The sequence below is a fragment of the Desulfosporosinus shakirovi genome (genome assembly GCF_020595055.1).
GTDB classification, from domain to species: Bacteria; Bacillota; Desulfitobacteriia; order Desulfitobacteriales; family Desulfitobacteriaceae; genus Desulfosporosinus; species Desulfosporosinus shakirovi.
In genome coordinates this window covers 69,122-94,320 of the sequence record NZ_JAJDOO010000005.1, presented here as the reverse complement: position 1 = coordinate 94,320, position 25,199 = coordinate 69,122, and the positions used below count along the sequence as shown (strand labels likewise).

At 41.3% G+C, this 25,199-nt stretch carries 21 protein-coding genes; 10 read left to right on the top strand and 11 right to left on the bottom strand.

From position 1 onward, the window contains the following. Nucleotides 1-243: 243 nt before the first annotated feature. The 6 genes from LJE72_RS06335 to LJE72_RS06310 all read left to right on the top strand — a co-directional run bounded on the left by LJE72_RS06335 (nt 244) and on the right by LJE72_RS06310 (nt 5,632). Nucleotides 244-453 carry a hypothetical protein gene (locus tag LJE72_RS06335; protein ID WP_229246782.1) on the top strand — a complete coding sequence of 70 codons (210 nt, stop codon included), beginning with the start codon at nt 244-246 and terminating at the stop codon, nt 451-453. Between the two features lie 33 nt (nt 454-486). Beyond that, nucleotides 487-693 carry a hypothetical protein gene (locus LJE72_RS06330; protein WP_229246781.1) on the top strand — a complete coding sequence of 69 codons (207 nt, stop codon included), beginning with the start codon at nt 487-489 and terminating at the stop codon, nt 691-693. 136 nt (nt 694-829) lie between these two features. Then, nucleotides 830-3,142, top strand: a complete 2,313-nt coding sequence (acs, locus tag LJE72_RS06325) for an acetate--CoA ligase (protein WP_229246780.1) — start codon at nt 830-832, stop codon at nt 3,140-3,142. Nucleotides 3,143-3,351: 209 nt separating this feature from the next. Next, the gene (locus LJE72_RS06320) at nt 3,352-4,017 is read left to right on the top strand and encodes a hypothetical protein (protein WP_229246779.1); all 666 of its coding nucleotides are present in this window, start codon (nt 3,352-3,354) and stop codon (nt 4,015-4,017) included. A 69-nt stretch (nt 4,018-4,086) separates the two neighbouring features. Then, nucleotides 4,087-4,824: a tRNA pseudouridine(38-40) synthase TruA gene (truA, locus tag LJE72_RS06315; protein ID WP_229246778.1), complete on the top strand. Its 738-nt coding sequence runs from the start codon at nt 4,087-4,089 to the stop codon at nt 4,822-4,824. Nucleotides 4,825-4,999: 175 nt separating this feature from the next. Continuing rightward, a complete protein-coding gene (locus tag LJE72_RS06310; protein WP_229246777.1) occupies nt 5,000-5,632 on the top strand; it encodes a fumarylacetoacetate hydrolase family protein in 633 nt (210 codons plus the stop codon). 230 nt (nt 5,633-5,862) lie between these two features. Here LJE72_RS06310 and LJE72_RS06305 read toward each other — a convergent pair whose 3' ends face one another. The 10 genes from LJE72_RS06305 to LJE72_RS06260 all read right to left on the bottom strand — a co-directional run bounded on the left by LJE72_RS06305 (nt 5,863) and on the right by LJE72_RS06260 (nt 17,857). Then, nucleotides 5,863-6,840, bottom strand: a complete 978-nt coding sequence (locus LJE72_RS06305) for a 2-hydroxyacid dehydrogenase (RefSeq protein WP_229246776.1) — start codon at nt 6,838-6,840, stop codon at nt 5,863-5,865. Between the two features lie 168 nt (nt 6,841-7,008). Beyond that, nucleotides 7,009-7,908: a 4-hydroxy-tetrahydrodipicolinate synthase gene (gene dapA / locus LJE72_RS06300; RefSeq protein WP_229246775.1), complete on the bottom strand. Its 900-nt coding sequence runs from the start codon at nt 7,906-7,908 to the stop codon at nt 7,009-7,011. 55 nt (nt 7,909-7,963) lie between these two features. After that, on the bottom strand, nt 7,964-9,136 hold the full coding sequence (locus LJE72_RS06295; protein ID WP_229246774.1) for a UxaA family hydrolase: 1,173 nt from the start codon (nt 9,134-9,136) through the stop codon (nt 7,964-7,966). A 44-nt stretch (nt 9,137-9,180) separates the two neighbouring features. Further along, complete coding sequence (locus LJE72_RS06290) at nt 9,181-9,462, bottom strand: UxaA family hydrolase (RefSeq protein ID WP_229246773.1); 282 nt, start codon at nt 9,460-9,462, stop codon at nt 9,181-9,183. Nucleotides 9,463-9,496: 34 nt separating this feature from the next. Further along, the gene (gene ilvD, locus LJE72_RS06285; protein WP_229246859.1) at nt 9,497-11,146 is read right to left on the bottom strand and encodes a dihydroxy-acid dehydratase; all 1,650 of its coding nucleotides are present in this window, start codon (nt 11,144-11,146) and stop codon (nt 9,497-9,499) included. A gap of 244 nt (nt 11,147-11,390) precedes the next feature. After that, nucleotides 11,391-12,662, bottom strand: coding sequence for a lactate racemase domain-containing protein (locus LJE72_RS06280; protein ID WP_229246772.1), 1,272 nt, complete (start codon nt 12,660-12,662; stop codon nt 11,391-11,393). Between the two features lie 18 nt (nt 12,663-12,680). Further along, on the bottom strand, nt 12,681-14,177 hold the full coding sequence (locus LJE72_RS06275; protein WP_229246771.1) for a tripartite tricarboxylate transporter permease: 1,497 nt from the start codon (nt 14,175-14,177) through the stop codon (nt 12,681-12,683). Nucleotides 14,178-14,190: 13 nt separating this feature from the next. Next, complete coding sequence (locus LJE72_RS06270) at nt 14,191-14,637, bottom strand: tripartite tricarboxylate transporter TctB family protein (protein ID WP_229246770.1); 447 nt, start codon at nt 14,635-14,637, stop codon at nt 14,191-14,193. 66 nt (nt 14,638-14,703) lie between these two features. Then, nucleotides 14,704-15,723, bottom strand: a complete 1,020-nt coding sequence (locus tag LJE72_RS06265; RefSeq protein WP_229246769.1) for a tripartite tricarboxylate transporter substrate binding protein — start codon at nt 15,721-15,723, stop codon at nt 14,704-14,706. A gap of 277 nt (nt 15,724-16,000) precedes the next feature. Continuing rightward, nucleotides 16,001-17,857, bottom strand: a complete 1,857-nt coding sequence (locus LJE72_RS06260) for a sigma 54-interacting transcriptional regulator (RefSeq protein ID WP_229246768.1) — start codon at nt 17,855-17,857, stop codon at nt 16,001-16,003. A 375-nt stretch (nt 17,858-18,232) separates the two neighbouring features. Between LJE72_RS06260 and LJE72_RS06255 the strand changes: the two genes are divergently transcribed. Continuing rightward, on the top strand, nt 18,233-20,176 hold the full coding sequence (locus LJE72_RS06255; RefSeq protein ID WP_229246767.1) for a methyl-accepting chemotaxis protein: 1,944 nt from the start codon (nt 18,233-18,235) through the stop codon (nt 20,174-20,176). Nucleotides 20,177-20,398: 222 nt separating this feature from the next. Here LJE72_RS06255 and LJE72_RS06250 read toward each other — a convergent pair whose 3' ends face one another. Continuing rightward, on the bottom strand, nt 20,399-21,271 hold the full coding sequence (locus LJE72_RS06250) for a LysR family transcriptional regulator (protein WP_229246766.1): 873 nt from the start codon (nt 21,269-21,271) through the stop codon (nt 20,399-20,401). 245 nt (nt 21,272-21,516) lie between these two features. Between LJE72_RS06250 and LJE72_RS06245 the strand changes: the two genes are divergently transcribed. The 3 genes from LJE72_RS06245 (at nt 21,517) to LJE72_RS06235 (ending at nt 25,167) form a co-directional block, all read left to right on the top strand. Continuing rightward, on the top strand, nt 21,517-22,929 hold the full coding sequence (locus LJE72_RS06245; RefSeq protein WP_229246765.1) for an NAD(P)H-dependent oxidoreductase: 1,413 nt from the start codon (nt 21,517-21,519) through the stop codon (nt 22,927-22,929). A gap of 295 nt (nt 22,930-23,224) precedes the next feature. Then, nucleotides 23,225-24,256, top strand: a complete 1,032-nt coding sequence (locus LJE72_RS06240; RefSeq protein WP_229246764.1) for a 4-hydroxythreonine-4-phosphate dehydrogenase PdxA — start codon at nt 23,225-23,227, stop codon at nt 24,254-24,256. A 26-nt stretch (nt 24,257-24,282) separates the two neighbouring features. Continuing rightward, nucleotides 24,283-25,167, top strand: coding sequence for an NAD(P)-dependent oxidoreductase (locus LJE72_RS06235; protein WP_229246763.1), 885 nt, complete (start codon nt 24,283-24,285; stop codon nt 25,165-25,167). The last annotated feature ends 32 nt before the right edge of the window (nt 25,168-25,199 follow it).

Genomic DNA, 25,199 nt, shown 5'->3' with positions numbered 1-25,199 from the left:
GAGAATTATAAAAATCGGTAAATGTAAAAAATATTAGTAAAATTGACAGGCAGAGACAGAGGTAAGGGGGCCTGTCTTTATTTTAATGTATTGTTAGAAAATAAAAAAAATTGTTGATGGATAGAATAGAATGTGGTAGTATATATTCATAATATATTTGTGAAACCGTGTTTTATAATGCGAAACAAATCCCTGAGGTTTTTTTAAAGTTATTATCAAATATCCTTTAAGGTGGTGTTTAACATGGCTGTTAATAATGTTGAAAAGCAAAGAGAGCAGGTTTTTATAGGACCGAATCGTCCATCGCCAACCTCGGCGGAGTTGTTAAATGAGGAGCGAGGAAGTGCAACTAAGGCAGATCACGCAAAGCTTCAAGCGAATGTTAAGAAAGCTATTGAAGCAATTAATCTATGCTATAATTATGAAACTGGGTTTCATTATATAGAACAATGATTTATTTTTTAATACTTGAAAGGGGTGACTGATATGAATTGTGGTCCTGGTGTAAATAAAAAGGAGCAGGTTAGACCTGACCAAATATCAACAACTGCAGAAGAGCTCCCAAATGAGGGGCCTGGAAATGCGGTCAACTCAAATTACACCAATGATTTCAAAGTCAAGGTTAAAAAGGAGATCGAAGCAAATAATCTGCGCTATAACTGTGAAACTGGATTTCATTATATGGAACAATAGCTGGCCGTTTAGATTCTTTCAATATGTTGTACCAAAAGAGCCTAATTAAACTTAAATAACTCTGTCTGTCATGGTGATCTTGGCTGTAAAGAATAGCATTAAAGTTACAACAAATAGCAAATAGGGGGATTGTTATATGGAAGAGAAACACCGTGAGGGATTAATTGAGGAAAGCAGGCTGTTTTTCCCTCCTGCAGGGTTTAGTTCAAATGCTGTTATTCAAAACTCTGAGATCTATAAACTTGGGCAGGACAGGACAAAGTTTTGGGGTGAACAGGGAAATCGGTTGGACTGGTTTAAACCGTGGGACAAAGTGCTGGAATGGGAGCATCCTTTTGCAAAATGGTATGCTGGCGGAAAATTAAATGCAGCGTATAATTGCTTAGATCGGCATTTAAATGGGGCACGCCGCAATAAAGCAGCTCTTATATTTGAAGGAGAGCTGGGAGATCGAAGAGTCTTAACCTATCAGGATCTTTATCGAGAGGTATCCCAGTTTGCGAATGTTCTTAAATCTTATGGTGTAGAAAAAGGGGATCGAGTGACAATTTATATGCCCATGATCCCTGAGACTGTGATCGCAATGCTCGCTTGTGCCAGGATTGGCGCACCACACATTGTTGTATTTGGCGGATTCAGCTATGAAGCTTTGAGAGACAGAGTTTTAGATGCTCAGGCAAAGGTTATAGTTACATCAGATGGAAGTTATCGCCGCGGAAACATTATCCCTTTGAAAGAAAATGTGGATCAAGCTCTGCGCACTGTAACTTGTGTTGAAAAAGTAATCGTTGTTCAACGGACAGGTCAGCCTGTAGAAATACAAGAAGAACGGGATGTTTGGTATCACGAGGTTATCAAGAATGTCTCATTAGTCAGCCCAGCCGAACATATGGACGCAGATGATATGCTTTTCATTCTTTACACGAGTGGAACAACCGGTAAGCCTAAAGGTATTGTTCATACTGTTGGAGGTTACATGGTTGGAGTGTCAACAACGCACGAATGGGTTTTTGACCTTAAAGATGAAGATGTTTATTGGTGTACTGCGGATGTTGGCTGGATAACAGGACATAGTTACTTGGTATACGGGCCATTATCTAATGGTGCAACAATTTTAATGTATGAAGGAGCACCGGATTATCCTGAAAAGGATCGGTATTGGGAGATTGTCGAAAAATATAAGGTAACAATTTTATATACTGCGCCCACTGCAATTCGCACATTTATGAAATGGGGAGAAAGCTATCCGCTGGGTAGGGATCTTTCAAGTTTACGGCTTCTAGGTTCGGTCGGAGAACCAATTAACCCAGATGCGTGGATGTGGTACTACAAACACATTGGGGAAGAACGTTGCCCTATAGTGGATACCTGGTGGCAAACGGAGACAGGTATGATAATGATGACACCAGTACCGGGGATTACTCCTCTCAAGGCAGGATCATGCACGATTCCATTCCCCGGTGTCCATATAGATATAGTCGATCCATTGGGTAAACCGGTACCTAAAGGTGAGAGCGGTTATTTAGTAGTTCGTGGCCCCTGGCCAGCGATGCTAAAAACAGTCTATGGCGATGACAAACGCTATGTGGAGACATATTGGAGACAGTTTGATGGTGTGTATTTTACAGGGGACGAAGCAAAATGGGATGATGATGGTTATTTTTGGGTGATTGGTCGAGTCGATGATGTCATAAATGTTTCTGGGCATCGGATTGGGACGGCAGAAGTAGAAAGTGCTTTGGTTGATCATCCCTTGGTAGCTGAAGCAGCCTGCGTGGGTAGAACTCACGAAGTAAAGGGACAAGCGGTTTTTGCCTTTGTAAGTTTAAAAGAAGGAATAGTAATCCATGACGAGCTAATTGCTGAATTAAAAGCGCATGTTGTTCTGAAAATTGGAGCCCTTGCAAGACCTGATGATATTTTTTTAACAGACGAATTACCTAAGACCCGCAGTGGGAAAATAATGAGACGTCTCCTAAAGGATATAGCTGAGGGCCGGGCCATGGGGGATACCAGCACTCTTGCAGATGCTGCGGTCATTGATTTCTTGAAAAAGAATATTAATATTGAGAAAGCTTCAGCAACGCAGAATGTGGCGATACCAATAGGGAGAAATAAGATCTTAATTCCTGACACTGCTACGTTTAATCGCTGTAAGGATGAGTCCTATGAAGGGTACAGCTATACACTATGGTACGCTACACCCGCTGAGGATGGATCACGTCATCCAGTTACCCATTTTTACTGCTTTCAGTGGATAGAAAGATTGAACTCCATCTCCGAAGTTATCACGGCCATTACAAATATTATGCTAAACATTAAGGATGCTTTTGAGACAATATTCGCAGACGGGACACCAGATTTTAGCCATGCTGTAATTAATGAAGGAAATATTACAGATGATTTAGCAGAGGAAGGACAAATCTGCTTTTGTGGTTCAGAGGGCTAAGGAGAACAACTATTGTTCGGATGATTGTATACCCTTGGGAATTATTTATTCTCGGGGTTTTTTTGTTTAGTTAATTATCTCGTCTTGTTCTTGAAAAACTGGCAACCATAGAAAAGGGATTTGTCCATGCTTCATTGAATATATTCATATAAAGAAAAACAAACCAACAATAAATTTAATGATATTAATTTAAGTGTATGGAGAGATTTATGAAAAAAACGTTTTTGATATTTACCGGTGTTATGCTTTTATTTATTGCTTTAATATGTTTTTGGGGATACAACAAATATTTCAAACCGAACCCGCAAATCCAACAACAACTTAATAGTCAATTTGGAGCGGAATTTTTTACTTCGTTTAATGATGCTAATGTTGCCAAAACTTTAGAGGACGCTGATACAGTGGAGGGTGCTAATTCCTTAGAAGTTCCCAATAATTTACAAACGAATAATAACTCAAAGTCAGTGGAATATGAAGAAAGCGATGTATTGAGCAATTCAACTCCTGCCAATGAAAATATCGTGAAAAGAATCACGGAAAACCAAATTAGTGCTAAGTATAAGCCTAAGTTTAATAACCTGCAGAATACAGCCTTGAGCCGTTTGGATACTTTGTATTCAGCAGCAATTCAGGAGTATAGCCAACGCAATAAAGCTGGCACATTAAATCGATCAGAGCTAATTCAAAAATATATGCAAGCTGCAACCATGCTTGAGTCTAACGTCGACAGCCAATTTTACGGTACATTAAACGGAATGCAGGCAGAGTTGATTGCTAATCATCTTTCGGTCGATATTATTGATATGACTAAGAGTCAATATGAAAAGGCTAAGTCCGATAAGCGATCACAGCTGTTGTCTAAAGTCCGTAAATGAGCAAATACTGTATAACCAAAAAGTAAATGGGAAAATGATAAAAGAAAATAAATTCAAAAGGCGGAACTTATGCGAAATATAAAAATGAAGATTAGCTATGATGGTTTTAAATACAAAGGGTGGCAAAAACAAAAGGATACTGATCTTACGATACAAGGTAAAATAGAAGCTGTATTATCTAAAATGACAGAAGAAGCTGTTCAATTAGTAGGGTGTGGAAGAACAGATTCAGGGGTCCATGCTGAAAATTACATCGCAAATTTTCATACGAAATGTGCTTTGAGTACAGACACTATGTTGGATTATTTATATGAATATTTACCTGAAGATATAGGGATCAAATCTATTGAAGAAGTAGCTGAGCGATTTCATGCAAGATATAATGTTAAATCGAAAACATATCTTTATAGGATAAACAACAATAAGTTTAGAGATGTTTTTAACAGGAAGTATACTTATCATCTTGCCGATAAACTAAATTTGATGAAGATGAGATATGCTTCTCAGATCTTAATTGGCACTCATGACTTTCAGAGCTTTACAAACTTAAGAAATAGTGATAAATCGACAATTAGAACGATTAATTATATCAACATTGATGAAAAAGAGGGCCTTTTAGTAATTGAAGTTAATGGCAATGGATTCCTGTGGAATATGGTAAGAATTATTGTCGGGACTCTTATTGAAGCAGGTAAGGGTAATCTAAAACCAACCGATGTTGAAAAGATATTGAATGAAAAGAAGCGATGGGAAGCGGGACCTTTAGCCCAAGCAAAAGGGTTATGCTTAAGAGATGTCGAATATTAAGGTAGTATTCTTCCTGTATGCTTCCTTTTTAAAAATACTGTATTATATCAGGTTAAGGTTTGTTCGCGATAAGGGCGTGTGTTATATTGTAAAGGGTATTTTTTAAGTATGTATTATTTCCTAGGACTTAGGAGTCGAGAAAAGATTACTCTAAAAATCGTTTAGGAGGCAACTCATGTTAGAATCTATTAAAAACATAATTTGCGTTGGTCGAAATTATGTACAACATGCTCATGAACTTAACAATGCCGTACCACAAGTCCCGTTATTGTTTACTAAGCCAACCCATTCTTTAGCTGAGGCTAATGGAAGTGAGATAATTTTCCCGGGAGATCGGGGCGAAATTCAATATGAAGCAGAGCTTGTATTTCATCTTAACAGACGATATGAGCCGGGAATTAAGGTAGATGACCTTGTAGACCAAATGGCTATAGGTATCGACTTTACATTGCGTGATGTGCAGACAGAGTTGAAAGGGAAGGGCTATCCTTGGGTACTTGCCAAAGGGTTTATGAACTCGGCTGTAATCACCTCTTGGAAGCCTTTTGTTGGACTTAAGGCATTGACGGAACTTGACTTTTCTTTAGAAAAAAATGGACAAGAGGTCCAACGTGGCAATATGAAGAATGTTATATTTGACTTGCCGACAATTATTGAGTATACGGCTAGACACCTGGGACTGGATCGAGGGGATATCATTTTTACAGGTACTCCGGCGGGAGTTGGGCCGGTTCTAGACGGGGATCGTTTTGTATGTAAATTAGCAGATAAAGAGTTAGGGAACTGCATTATTAAGCTTTCGAAATAAAAAATTCCTTAGCCAGAGCTAAGGATGAGTGCGGGGTTGTATTTTTACAACCCTGTTTTTGTGATTAATCAATTCCGAGACACCCACTTCTTCAAGTGGTGTTCCTTATTCAACTTCGGTGACGATACTGTCCACCGGAGACTTACGTCACCGAAGTCTCGATGTTCAGCTTTAGCTGAACGAGTTCACTGTCCCCAAAAAAGACGTTTATTCACCTGGGTAGAGGGGACTTAACTATTCTTTAATTCAGGGACTAAATTTGCAGGTTCATTTTCTAAAAGTGCTTTGACGAGATTCTGGCCTGCAAGCATCGCCATATCAAAACGCGTCTTGGCCGTCGCTGATCCGATATGAGGGAGTGTTACAACATTTTGCATCTTTAATAGCGGATTATTAGTGTCTACGGGTTCTTTGTCAAAAACGTCCAGGCCGGCTCCGCGAATTTTCCCCTCCTCGAGTACTTTAATGAGAGCATTTTCGTTGACCGTCTCTCCGCGAGAAGCATTAATAAAGATCGCTGTCCGTTTCATTAAGCCAAATTCTCTATCACTCATAATATTAACCGTTTGAGGTGTAAGGGGGGTCATAAGAACTACAAAATCTGACTCCTGAAGTAACTGTTCCAGGGAACTGCGCTCGGCACCCAATCTTTCTTCTGCCTCAGCTCTCTGCTTACGATTACAATAGAGGACACGCATTTTAAACCCGAATTTTGCTCTTTCCGCAATGCATTCTCCAATTCTGCCCATTCCTATGATCCCGATTGTCGCATGATGAACATCAGTCCCAAACAGTTCATTTCCAATAATACCTTGCCACTGACCTGTCTTTACATATCGATCCAGTTCGGAAATTCGACGTGCAGTTGTTAAAATCAAGCCTAGTACAAGATCAGCTACAGTCTCGTCTAAAACAGACGGAGTATTTGTTCCAATGATCCCTCTAGACTTCATGGCTTCTATATTAAAATTGTTGTATCCAACTGAGTTATTACTGACAACTCTTAATTTTGGAGCAGAATCCAGTAATTCAGGATCTATTAATTCTCTGTTAATTAAAAGTCCCTCTGAATCCCCTAAAAGCTTTAGGAGTTCATGACGAGGAATAATTCCTGGACCATTCCATTTTTCAATGTCACAATGTTGAGCAATATAATCTTCCACTTCTTTAGGAACTTTCCTAGCAAGAAATACTTTTGGCTTCATCATATTCTCCCTTACTCATAGTTTATTATATTATAAATTAGAAACGCAGGGGCAGACAAGCAGTTGGTTTTCAATGTACGCAAACAATTTCAATGAATTTATGCTTAGTCCTTAATCAGAAAGAGCCGCAATGAGAGCGACTCTTTTATAAGAAGGAGGGGAAAGCGATTATTAGTTAATATTAGCAACGAATTGTGTGCGTTTTAAGATTTCTTTAAGATCTGCTTTTTCCACTCCCCCTATAGGCAGAAGAGGCAGACGAGGATCTCCTCCAAAATAGCCGAGCATATCCAGAGCAGCTTTAAGTCCGGCAATCCCAAAGCGAGCAGTCACAGCGGTATTGCTCTCCATAAGCTTAAGCTGCAAAGCCTTAGACTCTTCCCATTTGCCTGCTTCAAATAATGCTTGAACCTCGGCACACTCATTAGGGAATACATTAGCCAGGGCTAACGTTCCGCCTTTGGCCCCTAAAGCTAAACTGGCGTAGAGAAAACTTGCAGAACCCGCAAACACTGAAAAATCAGAAGGGGTGTTGCGAATCACCTCAGTAATTTGAACAATATTTCCTCCGCTATCCTTGATACCTATGATGTTAGGATGTTGTGCTAATTCAGCCACGACTTTAGGGGATAAATTAATGCCCGTATTACCCGGCATATTGTACAAAATAACAGGGGCGGTGCTAGCCTCGGCCACATCCAGATAGAATCGGATCAGAGCCTTGTCCGACATAGCCCCTTTATAGTAATTAGGTGTTACCACCAAAACAGCGTCAGCCCCGACGGCAGCAGCCTGTTGACTTGAAAAAATAGTTTCTGCAGTGGACTCTGCACCTGTTCCGGCAATGACCGATTTTCGGCCCTTAGCTTTTTGACAGACAAACTTAATAAGCTGGATTTTTTCTTCAGAACTCAATAGTACAAACTCACCATTAGACCCTAACACAACAAGGCCCTCGAGCTTGGAGTCAAGCCAATATTCTAAGTTTCTCTCCAATTTATCGTAGGCGATTTCGCCGTCGACAAATGGTGTTGGAATAGGAGCATATACCCCCTTCAATTCAAACGACATACTTGAACCTCCCTATATTAATTTATCAAATTTATGGATGGCTGCGGCTTCTTGTTTAACCACCGTAACTGCGGGTAATACAAAACAGCTCATCATGCAAGCCAATTTCTGCTTTCGTTGGTACACCTGAGGCAGTTTCTATGACCGTCTTCAAGAGTCCTGCCCCAACTTTAGGGATGCTTAAGCCTTTGTCAATTATCTCCCCAGCGTTGAAATCAAGGTTGAATTTCATACGCTCATAGGTTGAAGCGTTTCCTGTGATTTTAATCACAGGTACTCCGGGGAAACCTGTAGGGGTTCCTCTTCCTGTGGTAAAAACGACGACTTGGCAACCGGAGGCCGCGAGCCCCGTCACAGCTTCTCCATCATGACCAGGGCAATCTAAGATATATAAGCCATGCTCCACTAGAGGCTCCCCGTAAGCAAGTACTCCAGTGATTGGCCCGGTTCCCCCTTTGTGAATTCCCCCCAAAGCTTTCTCAACCACCGTTGTTACTCCGCCGTCCTCATTGCCTGGTGAGATCAATGCTGACCGATTTTGGAGATCGCAATGGGCTGTTCCGACCTTCAACTTATTTTCCATATTATGGACGGTTTCCAGGATCTTTTCTCCGACTTGTGGTGTTACCGCTCGTCGGGCAAGAACATGCTCAGCCCCAATCAGTTCTGTGACTTCTGTCAACATGGCACTGCCACCTTCGGCAACGATTTGGTCTGTGACCCATCCAAGGACTGGATTGGCGGCAATTCCCGATGTAGCGTCTGTTCCACCGCATTTAAGGCCTAAACATAGCTCGGATAGGGGAAACTCCTCTTTTTGTTGTTTAGCCGCTTGCTTTACTAACTTTTGTGCCAGAAGTACTCCTTTGACTATTGCTTGTTGAGTATCACCTTCTTCTTGAATTACAAGCATTTCTACTGGTTTACCCGTTGCGGCAATACTGTCAGCTAATTCTTTAGCCCGAAATCGTTCACACCCAAGACCCACCACTACAACTCCGTAGAAATTCGGGTGTCTGCTAACTCCCTTTAATGCTTTAGCGGTAAGTTCCAAATCTAACCCAACTTGACTGCAACCGACTGGATGGGTGAGCTCAATCGTTCCTGCCACTTGCTGGACAATCCGCTTCACTACTGTATTGGCACAAAAAACGGATGGAATAATGGCTACCAAATTCCTTACCCCAGGTAACCCCTGTGGCCGTCGATATCCATAAAATGTATGCATGTGTCTTTAATTCCTCTCCCTGTCTAAATTTATATATAGTTGAATCAGTCCTCACGGCCCCGTTCGCAAATGACATTTTTCAGATGAACCCATTCTCCAGGTTGGATGAGGGTTTTGGCATTTCCGATCTCTTCACCGTATTTGATAATAGGTTCACTTACGGAAAGGGTGGTTACCGCAATTTTATGTCCAAAAGGAATATCACTCTGGGCCTTTAAATGGACGGTGCCTGTTTTCATATTTACGAGAACATCTTCTCCCTTACGAACCTCTCTGAGTAGAACGGCCACATTGTCACGAGGATCGATGCATAAAGCCGTAAGCATTTTTGTATTCTCCTAACTTGTTGAATTTTATTTTTTATAATAGGGCTCCGTGATTCGCTTGCCCAACATTACGACTGTATAACCCAAGGAACCCGGTATCCATAGGAGGCTTCCGAGGGGGCAGTTTTGCAAAGCGCTCAACCATTTCTTCTGGACTAATCAGCAGATTTAGCTGTTTTTGTTCAAGATTAATTTCGATTGAATCACCGTCATGGACGATTGCGATAGGCCCTCTAACATGGGCCTCAGGAGTTACGTGGCCTATACAGAAACCTTTCGTGGCGCCTGAAAAGCGGCCATCGGTAATCATGGCTACACTGTCACCCAGGCCCATCCCTGTAAGCAGGGCAGCCGGAATAGACAATTCTCTCATTCCTGGGCCTCCTGCAGGACCTTCATACCGTATCACTAAGACGTCCCCAGGTTTGATTTCTTTATTCATAATGTGGTCCATCAAATCTTCTTCTGAATCGAAGGTTTTCGCTGTACCTACTTGGCGGTTTGGAGGATTCTTAATCCCGCTCACTTTAATAACGGCACCATCGGGTGCAAGATTGCCCTTAAGGATAACAATTCCGCCTTGTGGGTGATACGGGTCATTCAAGGAACGGATTGCATCTGAGTTTCTTACTTTTCTACTATAGGCAGAGATAGTTTCTCCAGTCACTGTAAGAACATCCTTTTGGATAAGTGGCTCTAGAATACCAAGTATGGCACCAACTCCCCCGGCTTGGAAAAAGTCCCACAGAGTAAACTTGCTAGATGGTTTAAATTTAGCAACGCAGGGGGTTGCACCAGACAGTTCATCGATACGATCAAGGCTCAATTCGAAACCTGCTTCCCGAGCAAGAGCGGGCAAGTGCAGGATTACATTGGTCGAGCCTCCCATGGCCATAAGAAAGCGAATAGCATTATCCAGATTAGCAGGCGTTAAGATTTGTCTCGGCCTCAGATTTTCACGAATCATTTCTACGATACGTTCACCAGTCTTTTTAGCCTGACGGCGCTTTTCAGCGTAGACTGTCGGAGTCGTCGCGGTCTCCGGTAAACTCATACCCAGAGCTTCAATGAGGCAACCCATAGTATTTCCTGTACCCATCATGCCGCAGACTCCAACCGTTGCGCAGGTATCGCTCTCAACATCCTCAAACTGTTCATCTGTGATCAGCTGCTTTTTAATAGCCCCCATGGCTTCCTTAATATCAGACATGATCCGTTGCTCTCCATTCTCATCGAAATGAGAGAGCATAGGGCCAGGCGGCAAAAAGATGGTTGGGATGTTGAGTCTGGCCGCAGCCATGAGCATAGCGACCGGGGACTTATCACAAGACGGTAATAAGACTAATCCGTCAAAACCACCGGATCCCACCATTACTTCAATTTCGGCTGCCATAACTTCTCTGCTTGGTAAAGAATAATGCATACCCAAGCCTTGAGCGATGGCATCGCAGACTGCTATGGTATGGAACTCCACTGGAGTGCCACCTGCGGCCCAAATCCCAGCTTTAACAAATTGAGCCAATTCCTTATTGCTGTAACTTCCGGGATGCAATTCAGACCAAGCGCTTACGACTCCAATGATAGGTTTCCTTAAGTCTTCCTTCGTATAGCCCACTGATTTAAACATGGCCCGGGGATAAGCTCCTTTAATTCCTTCGAATAACTCTTGTGAGCCACGTAACATCTTCTTCAACGTATTTCCCCCTCATCTAAACCTGATTCAACCCTTGTTTCTAGTGCATTTAATTCATACATCAACCTGCTTCAACTGTTTTTATTGCAAGAAGTATGCCTAGCATGCTTTTTTCTTACGCCTTATAAAAGCGGGGTATTATGCTTTGCATCTTGATTTAAGGGTTGTTTATAGACGTTTCTAATGCAACAATTGCAACAGTTGCAACAATAGACTTACAACAAACGAGTAGACTTCACTCAAAGAGGCTCCCTTGTTCGCTTAAAGCCAGGTCAAATGCAGAACTCACAATTTCTAGATTGGGATTTTGTTTAACTTCTTCAATAAGGTTTTCTGATACTTCAATTTCTCCGAGACACAAGGTGTTTTTTACTCTCACCATTCTGACCTTCGTTTTATCTAGGATATTACAAGTCTTGATAGCGGCCTGAATAGCCTGTTTATCATTTTTTAAGACCATCGGAATTTTCACGCTAAGTGGTACCGTGGAGGTGAGCGCATTCGGATAGGTGTGTTCAAAGCTGAACTTGTTAAACGCTCGTCTCGTTGTGAAATCAAGAATTCCTAAACCATTGCCATTTCCGTGGGAGACATCTGTTATGTCAAGAGCAGCAATTTTTGAAATAGTCGGGCCACCACTTGCGTAGGGGGTATGATAGCGGCCAACCACATTGTTATCGAATCCAGTGCCGCTAATGTTTTTTCCGATCTCATCAATAACCAAAACATCTAAAGAATCAAAATAAAGCTTAGGGGATAAGCGTTTGGCTTCTTTGAGTAAGGCCGGTTCTCCGGCTTCAATTTCACCATTCTTAAGAACTTCGATCTGGCATAATTCGTGATAAGCATTTTCAAGCACTGCGACGCCAAAAACCAAGTTTGTCTTCTCCAAAATTACTCGGGCAATGGCAGGAATGTTTTCCGTCATTCTGCCAAAGCCTAACTCGTGACATATATCGGCCCCTTTTTGTTTACCTAGACCGATGGTGATCATTTTCATTAAGCCACTTTCATATTCCCCTCGGAAGGCAATATGGGGTTTGATTCGGTTGATTATGACAATGGCATCTGCTTCATAAGCATATTTATCGATAAATACTGGGAGTCCATTTTCGGCAACTCCAATTCTTAATGTTTCCATCGTCGCTCGAATAGGTGCACCTACATACTCTTCTGTGACACCAAGTCCGCGGAGCATCTCCTTTTGCCCTTCGGCGGTTGCTCCGCCGTGGCTCCCCATGGCAGGGACAATAAACGGTATTCCATCCTGATCCCTAATAAACTGGATAAGGGTTTTAACCATTTCAGGCAGGGCGGAGATGCCACGACTGCCGATTGCTACAGCCACAGATTGTCCAGGTGAAATCAAGAGTTTCGAATTTTTACCCTTAAGTTTAGCGAGAAGATCAAGCTCAACATTGTCAATTATCGGGCGCTCAAAAGCTTGTTTAACTCTCACCATTCTGGGAATGGGTATAGAATCCAAAAGTTGATCAATGGCACTCATTTGTTGTATTCTCCTCTTCTAAATAGTGGTTTTCTTAAACCGATTTTTGATAAAACCAAAAAGGGGTGTGGCTTGCAAAACTGAAATCAAAGCAATTAAGAGCAGAATTGCCGAAACAGGGGTTCGGAGGAAAATCATCCAACTTCCGTCACTCATAAGCAGTGACTGATTCATGCTATTGTCCAACATCATGCCCAAGATCATACCGACAACCATTGGTGCTGTGGGAATGTTGATCTTATCCATGAAATATCCAATAATTCCAAAGGTAAACATAACAAACACGTCGACGATACTGTTATTGATAGTAAAGGACCCTATGACACATAGGATTACAATGACAGGGGCAATAACCTTATTGGGTATCTTAGTTACCGAAACTGCAGCCCGGGTCAAAACGAGACCTTCAAGGAACATGAATATGTTAGCAAGCATCACAGCCCATATTAAGGTATAGGTAATCAAAGAATGTTCTGTCATAAGGGTTGGTCCGGGCATGATGCCGTGCACCATTAAGCCGCCTAAGAGAACTGCTGTTGCGGCGCTGCCTGGGATTCCCAAGGTGATCGTCGGGATCAAAGCTCCGCCGACAACAGCATTATTTGCTGCCTCTGCGGCTGCAACTCCTTCCGGATGCCCTGTTCCAAACTTTTCTTTTTCTTTTGAGAAGCGCTTTGCTTCGTTGTAGCCGAACCAACACGCTGTATCTCCGCCTGTTCCCGGAATTAAACCCGTAAATACGCCAATAACACTAGAACGTAACATGGTCACTGTCATTGACTTTAGTTCTTTAAAGGTTGGCAACATCTTATCCTTAATAGAGCTGGCAACTTTCTGAAGACCATCATCTTTCTCCACAAGACGAAGAGCTTGGGGAATGGAGAAGAGGCCAATTAAAGCAATAATGAAGGATATACCATTAAATAAATAAATCTGTCCGAAGGTGAAGCGTGGCGTTCCAGAGATGGGGTCCATCCCTACCAGGGCAATCATCAAGCCAACAACTCCGGAAAGGATCCCCTTGATCGGAGAACCGGAAGATAAGGAACCAATAATCGTAATTCCTAGTACTGCAATCGCAAATAATTCGACTGGACCGAACGAAAGCGCCACCTTACCGAGCGCAGGTGCTATTGTTAAGAGAGCGATACTGCTAATAATCCCACCGATTAGGGAAGCGGTCAAAGATACCCCCAATGCTTTACCAGCCCGTCCTTGTTGAGCCATAGGATATCCATCCAAGACAGTTGCGGCCGCAGCCGGAGTTCCAGGTGTCCTAAGAAGAATGGCAGAAATCGACCCTCCGTACATGGCTCCCAAGTATAGTGACGCTAACATGCTTATTCCACTGGCCGGATCCATGCCAAATGTTATTGGAAGGAGTAGAGCAATGGCCATGGTTGCAGAGAGTCCAGGCATGGCACCTACAAATATGCCTAGCCCCGTACCAGCCGCAATCACCAACAAATTGAAGGGTGATACTACATTTAAAAGCCCCATCATAATATCGTTCATTTATGTCACTCCTTTAAGAGAATAGACCCATAGGAATTGGCAAGTGCAGGAACATAACAAAGAGCAAGTAACAAAAGACTGTGAAACTGAGCGCAATTAGGACCGCTTTCCAAAGACGGGTGGCTTCAAGGTAGGCCAATGCAGTGATGAGAAACAAGGGTGTCACAAGAAAATAGCCCAGAGGTTTGATCAAAGCTACATATAAAGCGATCATAGCAGCAAAAACAAACACCCGGAAAACGAGAATGGGTTCCTTGGGCTCCTGGTTCTCTTGGGCTTTCTTTCGTTCCTTATACAGGGCCTCGGCAAACATTGCTAAAGACAAGACGATAATAATCCAGGCTAGAGCCCGGGGAAGGTTAGCAGCCGCAGGAGGCAAGTTGAAGGAATCAACATAGAGAACGATCGCAAGGATCAAGGTAATTGCGGAAGCGAGCCCATGCTTTGCCAAATTGTTCATAAAATGACCTCCGTTTCACCATTAGAAAGGAGAGGGTTTTGCCTCTCCCTTTAAATTCAAAGAGATTTACTTTTGAATTGTATCGTTCACTGAATCCCAGATGGACTTAAATTCAGTTTCCTGATCTTTGAGATATTTTGCATACTCATCTCCTACTTTTAGATCGATAGGGAGTGCGGCATCTTGTAATCCTTTTAAGAATGCAGGATCTTTAGCTATTGCTGTAAAAGAATCAATCAATTTCTTCTTCGCATTTTCGGGAATCCCCTTAGGGGCACTGTAGCCGCGAGAAGATCCAGCAACCAAATCTACACCTAACTCTTTTGCAGTTGGAACATCCGGTAAGAGGTCACTTCTCTTCTCAGAATAAATGGCTAAAGCCCTTAAATTCCCAGCCTTTACTTGGCTGTAAACAACTCCTAGGTTAGTGGAGCTGGCTTGAACTTTATTGCCGGCAGCAGCTTGCCAAGATGGGCCGTCCCCTGTGAAAGGAATCATTTTAACACTCAAACCCGTGGCTTTTTGCCATTGTAAAATCGTGAAAAAGTCGTCACCGCCTGTTCCGGAGTTGGCGATCGTAAGCTGTCCCGGGTTGGCTTTAACATAATTTATATAATCCTGATACGTTTTGAATGGACTGTCTTTAGAAACCACAAGGATACCAGGGTCAGTAACCACATTGGCGATAGGAGTTAATTCGTCAATAGTGTACTTGATTTCAGTGTTCATCAAATAGTTGGTCATCAGCATAGGAGTGTTCGTAATACTAAGCGTGTACCCGTCTGCTGCCGTTTGCTTGGTTAATTGTGTCCAAGCGATAGCCCCTGTTGCTCCAGGAATATACTGGTTAACTAAAGTGTTGCCTAGTTCTTTTTGTAAATATGGCCCGGTTAACATGGCAAGTTGGTCACTCCCCCCACCTGCTGCAAATCCTTGCAAAACAGTGATGGGTTTATTGGGATAATCTGATTCCACTTTCGATGTACCTGCAGGTTGGTTTGGCGTTCCACATGCGGTCATTGTCAGCATGAGCGACACAGCTAGTCCGGATATGACGGCTTTTTTCCATAACGATTTTTTAAACACTTGAATAATTCCCCCTCTTTAATTAGTGATTGCGGTATCCATAATCTCTGCTATTTCTCCCCTAAAATCAAAACCCTCCAATTCATGAGCATAAACTTAAATATGTGAGAATTGAATTATTTGAGTTGCAAGAAATATGCCAAAAATCAAAACAATAAACCCCTCGAATTTCAAGGGGTTTATTGTTTTTAACCTTCAAAATAGAGTACAAATGCAACGAATGCAACGTTTTATGCAACAGCCTTTCAACACTTCGGAAAATCCCTAGTCAATCCGATCATTTATTCTCGATTTTCTTTAAGCGTCGCCAAAGCGTGGAACGATTTATTCCTAAAATCTCACAGGCAGCAGTTTGGTTGCCATGACACAGTTCTAGAACTTCGAAAATTTCTGCGTCAGTAAGCCTGCCAGAAAAATTCCTTAGATTTTCAATGGCTGAAATCTCCTTGCTCCTCGTGTTTGAAGATAGAAATCTACGAATGTGGCCTTCATCCAATCTATCGCCTTCATGCAAAACAGCCAATTGCTCAATAAAATTATACAATTCCCGAACATTCCCCGGCCAATTATGGTCTAACAGAGGAGTAAATGCTCCTTCTTGAACTTCGATGTTAGGTGCTAACTGATTTAAAAACTTCTCAGCTAAAAGTATTAAATCTTGGTCTCTTTCATATAATGGCGGAATCTCTAATCTTAAAACGTTAATTCGGTAGTAAAGATCTTGGCGGAAACGCCCATCGTTAACGGCACTCCACAAATCAACATTTGTAGCCGCAATAACTCGAATATCAACTGGAATAACACTGTCATCCCCTAGGCGAACAACTTCCTTTTCTTGAATAACTCTTAACACCTTGGCCTGTACTGATAAACTCATATCGCCAATTTCGTCGAGAAAAATAGTACCCTTGTGAGAAAGTTCAAACAGGCCCATTTTCCCACCTTTACGGGCATTCGTAAAACTGCCCTCTACATACCCGAATAATTCGCTCTCAAGAATGGATTCAGGAAAAGATGCACAATTAACTGCGACGAAAGGTCCGAGGGCACGCGGACTTTCGTTATGAATACTCTGAGCAAACATTTCCTTGCCAACTCCAGTTTGCCCTGTAATAAGAACAGTAGCATTAGACTTGCTAATCCGCTTAGCTTTTTGAATACACGTTGACAGAGTTTGGCTATTTCCAATAATGTTTTTAAAAGAAAACTTAGTCACCAAGCCCCGGCTATGTAATTTTTTTCTTAGTTTTGTTTCTAAGTCTTGTATTTCCTTTATAGGTTTGAACGTGAAAACTTCGCCGTTCATGACACCGCGGTTTTCGATGGGTTCAAGATTTAATATGTATTGTTGATCGCGAATAGTGATTAATTCATCGTTGTGATGCTTTCCAGGAAGAATAGCTTTAACATGTTGCCCCAACATTTCCGATACAGACAACCCCAGGTACCTTTCAGTTGCAGGATTGCTGTGAGTCACCCTGTGTTCACTATCCGTTGCCAGAATCCCCTCGGATAAGTTGTTTAGGATCATATAGAGCCTTTGCTGAGAGATGGCTTCTTTTCGCCGTAATACAGCTAAGTCTTGCGCTTGGGACAAGGCCTCATAAATAGCCCGCTTTCCTGAGGAAATTAAGATACTGTGGATACCAAGACTTGAGGCAAAATCGGTGGATATAGTATCCCCTACGATAACTTTTAAGCCTTTGCCAATTTCCTCAATTAACCGCTCAGGGAAAACAGTAGGATCTTCAATGGCGATTTCTATAATTTCCAATCTTAGAAACTTGCCAATGGATGAGGCTTGATAAATTGTATTAGGATAACCGACAACGCCAACTTTGTTACTGAAATTAGAGGCTTGATACAAGGCCTCTAATAAGTCGATTGTCGAGACATTAATTTGCACGCAAGGAATTTCGGTAATTTCTTCCTTAATTCGCAAGAATGTTCCGCCCCGACTGATTATTGCTTCAGCACCTTCTTTGAGCGCTTGTTTAGCAAGTTCAACTCCTTGGTTTGTTAAGTTGCCAATGATAAATAAAACATCACTGTTAATTATGTTCTCATTAATAACCTCCTTTGCGACATTGGCAATTGTTTCATTGGGAGCGAGGAGACATAGCTTAGGCCTCATTTTTACGATCACCTCACCTTTATAATTGCAACCCTGAAGAGGAGAAATCATTGTCTTCGATTTACAGATAGCAAAAACGACTTCATTATAAAGTATCTTATAATAATGGCAACTATATCACGGAGAGTCAAGGTACAATTGTGGAATTTACAAATATCCATGAAAAAAACACATGCAGGATTAACTTGGCAAGTTGCACGGCAAGTAAGCTTAAATTATGGATTTATTGTTGTGAGTAGCTTTATAAGGCAGTCGAAACCAATATTAGGATCACGCTACCTTCGTCTTATGCATTACATGTGCACTGAAGAATATGTAATATACAAAATTATGGCATAAGTCTTGCATATTACATATTAGGGAGGAGGGATCAGAGTGTTAAGCAAAGCAAAGAACATAATTAAAAGGGTGCAATTAATGGGGGGCTGCTTACGGAGATATTGTCTTCCGCAGTCTGTTATTAGAAGGGAGGGCGTGAAGTTATTTAGCGGATTAAAAGTTTCATCTAAAATAGCAATTCTTATCCTTTGTTCTTCTCTGTTTCTATTAATAAGCAACCTGACGAGCTACTATCAATTAACTAAAACAACCAATTATGTGGATACGATGTATAACAAAGAGTTAAAGCAAATTGAGACGATCAGTGATCTTCGCAAACTAAACAGTGACAATCAAGCTGCTTTATTGTTATTTATTTTATCTTCTAAAGAAAAGCAGAACCAATTCTTATCCGAGATCGAGGAAAACAAGAAGAAGATTCTTGAACTTGTATCTCTGTATCAAGGTCTGAATTTAGATGAATTTCAAAGTGCTCAACTTACAGCTTTTAATGGTAATTTACAGGCCTTTGATTCTTTTCAAATGTTAGTCACGCAAGTTGCTCAAGCAAATGACACAATCACAACATTTGTCACTTTTAATTCTGGAAATATGATTTATGATGGATTAGATAGTGATTTGCTCAGTTTAGCAAATCATAGTTCGGAGAATGCCGAGGCGTTAAAAAATCAGATACAAATAAACTCGGATTTTGCCTCGAAGATTATGATCAGTTTGCTTATTTCTTCCATCATTCTCTGTATAATTATTGGCTGGTTAATTATAAATTCTATTTCTAAACCGTTGAATAAGGTTGTCGCCATTGCCAACGAAATAAGTAACGGACAATTAAAGTTGGAGCAAATCGAAACGAATCATAGCAAGAATGAGATAAATACTTTAAATATTGCCATGAATAAGATGAAAGATTATCTACGAACTATTATCAATGAGGTTTCCGGCAGTTCAGACAAGATTTTGGTTTTTTCAAAAGAACTTGCTGATGCATCGGGCCAAATCGCGAATTCAACAAATCAAATCGCTATGACAATGAGTGATTTTGCTAACGGTGCTACTGAACAAACTGAATCAAGTGGGCTCATCGTTAAGATGATGAAAGAGACCAGATCTCAAGTGGAAATCGGATATCAGGAAGCAACTGCGACAGTTAACGAAGCTAATAATTCTACAATCGTTGCTATTGAAGGTCAGGAGGCAACTAATAAGGCAATTGAGCATCTTAATATCATAGCTGAATCTGTAGCAAAAGCATCCGAATTAATTGATGATTTAGGTAATCAATCTAACCAAATCAGTGAAATTATCACCTTGATTACTGAAATATCTAACCAAACTAACTTATTAGCTCTCAATGCTGCCATTGAAGCAGCCCGCGCTGGGGAAGCGGGACGTGGTTTTGCTGTTGTGGCGGATGAAGTTAGAAAATTGGCAGAAGAGTCGAAAGAAGCATCGAATAAGATCGTTAATTTAGTAGAAAGAATTCAGACATCATCTAAAGCTAGCATGCATCTCATGCAGAATAATAAAAAGTCTGTTGTAGAACAAGTGTCTTTAATTAAGATTAGTGGAGGGTCATTAGGGAAGATTGTCGAGCATGTTAAACGAACAGAATCCGATGCACTGCATATTAGCAAGATTTTTGAAGAGTTAGACAAGGGTTCGTTTGAGGTATTAAGCCTGACCCAGAGTATAGCGGATTTAATCCAAGAATCCGCATCATCCTCAGAAGAAATCGCCGCTACGACTGAAGAGCAGACTTCAATCGTGGAATATATGGCTGAGAGCTCTAAAGATTTAGCTAAATTGGCCAGTAATCTTAAGGGGAATATTAACAAATTCACAGTCGAAATAAGTAAGCCTTGCGTAAAAGAAAATGCCGAAGATCCAGTAAGAATGGCTGGTGCCATGCCTCTAGCTATGGACAAGAACGAACAGGATGTTCGGGTAGAGCACTACCATAATTCGGATGAGGATGTTTGAGGGTAGAGCATCGCATGACTTGAACAAGAATGTATAGATTAGAACACCGCTATGTCATGGCGGCAAGTTTCGTATGGTGAGAAAGGCTGCAGAAGATAACCTTTGGTGCACTTATACTAGTCGAAAGTATGCAGCGAGAAGTTTTAATTTCGACTAGTATAAAACAATCCAGCTTATGATTCAGGCAGTGTCTGAACCTTAAGCTGGATTGTTTTATGGGTTTCATTTTAACGAATCGGTTTGGGAAGACACAAAATCTATAAAATTTCTGACGAAAGGTATTTTGCTTGAATCCTTGTTATAGATCATCCACGTATTTCGCGTAAAAGGCCTTTTGTCCTTAGTGTGCATGGGTTGTTTATAGAGACTAACAGCCCCCTCAATGAATTCGGGTACTAGAAAAATTCCGTAGCCCAATCCATTGGCAATCATCTCACGACAGGTGTCGCCGTGATTTACTACCAATCCTTTGAGCGGTGGAACAGTAAAATGCTCATTCCACCAGTGATCTAACAATTTAACGGTTAAAGGGTCTACTTGATATTCAATGCGGGGAATATACGGCAAATCTTCAAAGGGGATCTCCTTTTTGGAAACGATGTAGCTGGGATCAACCGAGATTAGCTGTTTCATACCGTCGAACTCGTGATCCCCTCGTATAAATCCGATGTTAATTTCTTTAAGATTAACCATTTTCAAAACGTCACTGCTTAAACCATTGGCAATCTCGAAATTAATATTAGGATACATAGATTTGTATTGATTTAACAAAGATGGAAGTCGAAAGCGGCCATAAGAATTGTTGACACCTAATTTTAGAGTTCCCTTATTGCCATCATTCATTTCCATAATTTCTTGTTGAATTTCTTTAAACTTCCTTAGCATCTCTCCAGCCTTAATGGCTAAATACTCTCCTTGTGCAGTAAGGACAATACCTTTCGGGTTACGGATTGCAATGGTTGTGGTAAATTCCTTCTCAATTTGTTGCAAACGTTTTGTCAGGCTTGGTTGCGTCATAAATAATAGATCAGCAGCCTTGGTAATATTCGGTTCGCGATATAACGTATCGAGAATTGCCCAATCACTATCTTTCATAGAAACGCTCCTTCGCTTAAAGCCCTGCATTAACGTTCCTCTATGATACGCACGAGCGTGAAGTTATTGCGAATAATTGTTAATCAGTCAATCTGCATGAAATTTTGGAATGGTTTCTTATGACATAAAGCTATTATACATATAAGTGCACCTACAATACAATACACATAAGCATAAGGTTCTGAAAATTCCGTGGACATGGATTTAGCTCATAGTAGATATGAACCACAAAGGAGACTTGAAAAATGTTCTATCATCATCTTTTCGAAAAGTTTGCAAAGCAAAGTCATGTGAAAGTTGGGTTAATCGGAGGTGGAAATTATGGCACGGCAATTGTAACACAATCCTTATTTAACAAATATCTTACCGTCAATATTGTTGCAGATCAAAACATTGAAAATGCTAAAAATTCATATCGGGAAGCAAACATTCCTGATGAAGAGATATGCTTCTGCAATACTGTATCTGCAGCCAAAGCAGCCATAGAACAAGGGAAATATGTTGTTACCAGTTCGCCAGATATTATTTTTCAGTTAGAAATAGATGTAGTCGCTGAAGCAACGGGAAATCCGGAAGCAGGCGCCCATCATGCTAAGTTGGCACTGGAGAATATGAAACATATGGTCATGATTACCAAAGAGACTGACTCCGTGATTGGTCCTGTCTTACACGAGATGTTCAAACAAAAGGGTTTAGTATATACACCTGTAGATGGCGATCAACCAGCTCTTTTAATGCAACTGGTGGAATGGGCACGGCTTATTGGCCTAGAGATTGTGAGCGCCGGAAAATCACGTGACGGAGAATATATTTATGATGAGAGAGAAGGAACAGTAACTCACCCGGCGGATGTGAAAAAAGGTATTGTGGAACCAGTCGTTGTAAAGATTTCACAGGAAGATGCCAAGTACCTTGAATTTATCCCTGAAGGCAAGGGGAAGGAGTATTTACAGAAGAGAAGGGAAATCCTGAGTGCACTTCCTCAAACTGCAGGATTCGACTATTGTGAGATTGTAATGATAGCCAACGCCACAGGGCTAGTTCCGGATGTGGAAAAGCTGCATCAGGGAAGTCTAAGGGTGAATGAAGTCCCTATAGTTTATTGCAGTGCAGAAAACGGCGGCATATTTGCGGGAGAGGGCAGAATTGATATTATTACCTGTCTTCGTCGCAGAGAGGAAGCCAGTATGGGTGGCGGAGTTTACCTTGTAGTGAGAAGCAATAATGCTTATTCTCAGAACATCTTAACTTCAAAAGGCTTGATTGGAAATTATGATAATTCGGTAGCAGTTATTTGTCATCCGTATCATTTGTGCGGGGTGGAGTCGTCTACATCGCTGATGAGCGCGGCAATGCTCGGCGTGGACACCGGAGCCAGACAATACAAGCACAGCTTTGATCTTGTCCGAAGAGCAGTCAGGGACCTTCCGGCTGGTACTACTTGTGGCAACGACAGGGACCAGAATATGTCATCGTTTATTGTACCGGCAGCAAGAAAATCTGGAAGTAATCCCATCCCAGCCCATCTGCTTAATGGAAATAAATTAAAAGTGGACATTAAAGCTGAGAGTGTCATCACTTATGATATGGTACAGGAACCTGCAAATTCTGTCCTTTGGACCCTGAGGGGAAAACAGGAGAAGTTTTTTCTGAAGTGAGGTAGAATTTAGTTTGTTCAATATTTTCTATAGAATCTGAAAGCTAGAAATGAAACATATGAAACAATTTGTAACGAATGAAGTGTTTTAAAGTTGTTTAAACGTTTCACTCGTTCCTTGATAATCAACCCGCTTTTCTCAAGATTTCGTTTTTTAAAAATTATTATTAAGGAAGAATGCAATCTCTGCACAAAATATTTTCTCTGTTTTAATATTTTCAAATTATTGGCATGATTATTGCACTTTATAGATAATATCATCATTAATAATAATTTTAGATTTAACGGAGGTAGAAATGACAGAGAATTACTTGCATAGTAAACCGATGATTGGCGTAACTTTAGGGGATGCAGCAGGGGTAGGCCCGGAAATTGTTGTCAAAACTGCTGCCAAAGGGGTATTGCAACAGTATGGTCAACCGATCATCGTGGGAGATGAACGGGTCTTAAAAAGAGGCATGGAAATTGCCAAGGTATCTTTCGACTATAAAGTTGCTTCCGGTATAGAAGAGGCTGTTAAGCTGAGTGGATTAGTACTTTTGGATACTGGGAGTATCGATGCCTACAGTGTTCAACTAGGTGAAGTCAATTCTGTGTGCGGTAAGGATTCTGCATCTAATGTCGGTACGTGTGTGGAATTTTGCAAACAGGGTCTGATTGAAGGAATATGTTTTGGTCCCAATAATAAAAAGGCGATGAAATTAGCAGGCTTTACTTTAAACGGCGCGATTGACCTTCTTTCAAATTTTTTTGAATTCAAAGGTTATCGAGGTGAACTGAATGTCTTGGATCACGTTTTTTGGACGTCCAGGATAACCAGTCATATCCCTATCAAGGATGTAAGCCAGAATCTTACGATAGAGGGTATACTGAATTCCATTGATCTTGTTCATAAGACACTTAAGCGAGCCGGAATTGACAATCCGCGCATCGCAGTTGCGGCTTTAAATCCTCATGGAGGAGAAGGTGGCACCTGCGGACTTGAAGAGGTTGAAATTATCAATCCTGCCGTCGAGCAGTTAAAACAGGCTGGAATTAATGCTCAGGGTCCTTTTCCTGCGGATACGCTCTTTATCAAATTATTCAAGGGTGAATTTGATGTTGCCGTCACGATGTTCCATGATCAAGGACAAATTGCGATGAAATTAAAGGGTTTTGATAATGGAGTAACAGTCATGGCTGGGTTACCCCATCCAGTCACAACCTGTTCCCATGGCACAGCATTTGATGTTGCCGGAAAGGGAATTGCAAATCCTGGTGCGTGGGAAAATGCCTACATTCTGGCTGCTAAAATGGCCGGTATCGATAGAATAAACAGGCGCGAATGAATTAATCGTTCTTTGAGGAGTGATATATGATGAAGATTGGTTTTATTGGTCTAGGACAGATGGGTAAGCACATAGCATTGAATCTGCTTAAGAGTGGTGCGGAGCTCACGGTCATTGACACTAGAGCAGACAGCTTTCTTGAATTTGAAAAAAGGGGAGCTAAAACAAGCACGAATTTGTTGGAAATCGTTCCAGCCGATATTATTTTTCTTTGTCTTCCTGACAGTAATGTAGTACATAAAGTGCTGCTGGGCGAAAATGGGATTATCCATCATCTCAGAAAAGGTCAGATCATAGTTGACTTTAGTACGATTAAGTACACGACAACCTTAGAAATTGCTAAAAGTCTGGAAGAGAAAGGTGTTAAATTTCTTGATGCACCTGTTTCAGGCATGGAAGCCCGTGCCATGGAAGGTACCCTCACAGTAATGTGTGGAGGGAAAAAAGAAGTTTATGCTGAGATGATACCTTATTTAGAATGTATGGGCACTAAAATTCTTTACATGGGTGACACCGGAAGTGGTCAACTTACCAAACTGATTAACCAGCTATTGTTTGATATAAACGTCGCCGCACTGGCAGAAGTTCTTCCCATGTCTGTAAAGATGGGGTTGGATCCGGAGAATGTCGGTGAGGTGGTAAACAGTGGAACTGGGAAAAGTTATGCCTCCGAGTTTTTCATTCCCCGCATTTTGAAGGATAGTTTTGTCGATGGATATCCTTTGAAAAACGCTTATAAAGACTTAATCAGCGCTGCGGAGATTGGAGCCAACCTTTGTATTCCCATGCCGGTATTGAGTGCGGCGACTACCACATACCAGATGGCCTTATTGAAGGGTCATGGCGAGAAAGACAAAGGCAGTATGATCGCGGTCTTTGAGGACTTACTTGAAGTCAGCTACAGAAGTTGAGAGATGATTTGACTTTAAATAACAAAGACAGG

Coding starts and splice junctions, on each gene's coding strand:
- LJE72_RS06335 (WP_229246782.1), top strand. CDS start 244: ATGGCTGTTAATAATGTTGAAAAGCAAAGAGAGCAGGTTTTTATAGGA.
- LJE72_RS06330 (WP_229246781.1), top strand. CDS start 487: ATGAATTGTGGTCCTGGTGTAAATAAAAAGGAGCAGGTTAGACCTGAC.
- acs (WP_229246780.1), top strand. CDS start 830: ATGGAAGAGAAACACCGTGAGGGATTAATTGAGGAAAGCAGGCTGTTT.
- LJE72_RS06320 (WP_229246779.1), top strand. CDS start 3,352: ATGAAAAAAACGTTTTTGATATTTACCGGTGTTATGCTTTTATTTATT.
- truA (WP_229246778.1), top strand. CDS start 4,087: ATGCGAAATATAAAAATGAAGATTAGCTATGATGGTTTTAAATACAAA.
- LJE72_RS06310 (WP_229246777.1), top strand. CDS start 5,000: ATGTTAGAATCTATTAAAAACATAATTTGCGTTGGTCGAAATTATGTA.
- LJE72_RS06305 (WP_229246776.1), bottom strand. CDS start 6,840: ATGATGAAGCCAAAAGTATTTCTTGCTAGGAAAGTTCCTAAAGAAGTG.
- dapA (WP_229246775.1), bottom strand. CDS start 7,908: ATGTCGTTTGAATTGAAGGGGGTATATGCTCCTATTCCAACACCATTT.
- LJE72_RS06295 (WP_229246774.1), bottom strand. CDS start 9,136: ATGCATACATTTTATGGATATCGACGGCCACAGGGGTTACCTGGGGTA.
- LJE72_RS06290 (WP_229246773.1), bottom strand. CDS start 9,462: ATGCTTACGGCTTTATGCATCGATCCTCGTGACAATGTGGCCGTTCTA.
- ilvD (WP_229246859.1), bottom strand. CDS start 11,146: ATGTTACGTGGCTCACAAGAGTTATTCGAAGGAATTAAAGGAGCTTAT.
- LJE72_RS06280 (WP_229246772.1), bottom strand. CDS start 12,662: ATGAGTGCCATTGATCAACTTTTGGATTCTATACCCATTCCCAGAATG.
- LJE72_RS06275 (WP_229246771.1), bottom strand. CDS start 14,177: ATGAACGATATTATGATGGGGCTTTTAAATGTAGTATCACCCTTCAAT.
- LJE72_RS06270 (WP_229246770.1), bottom strand. CDS start 14,637: ATGAACAATTTGGCAAAGCATGGGCTCGCTTCCGCAATTACCTTGATC.
- LJE72_RS06260 (WP_229246768.1), bottom strand. CDS start 17,857: ATGAGGCCTAAGCTATGTCTCCTCGCTCCCAATGAAACAATTGCCAAT.
- LJE72_RS06250 (WP_229246766.1), bottom strand. CDS start 21,271: ATGAAAGATAGTGATTGGGCAATTCTCGATACGTTATATCGCGAACCG.
- LJE72_RS06245 (WP_229246765.1), top strand. CDS start 21,517: ATGTTCTATCATCATCTTTTCGAAAAGTTTGCAAAGCAAAGTCATGTG.
- LJE72_RS06240 (WP_229246764.1), top strand. CDS start 23,225: ATGACAGAGAATTACTTGCATAGTAAACCGATGATTGGCGTAACTTTA.
- LJE72_RS06235 (WP_229246763.1), top strand. CDS start 24,283: ATGATGAAGATTGGTTTTATTGGTCTAGGACAGATGGGTAAGCACATA.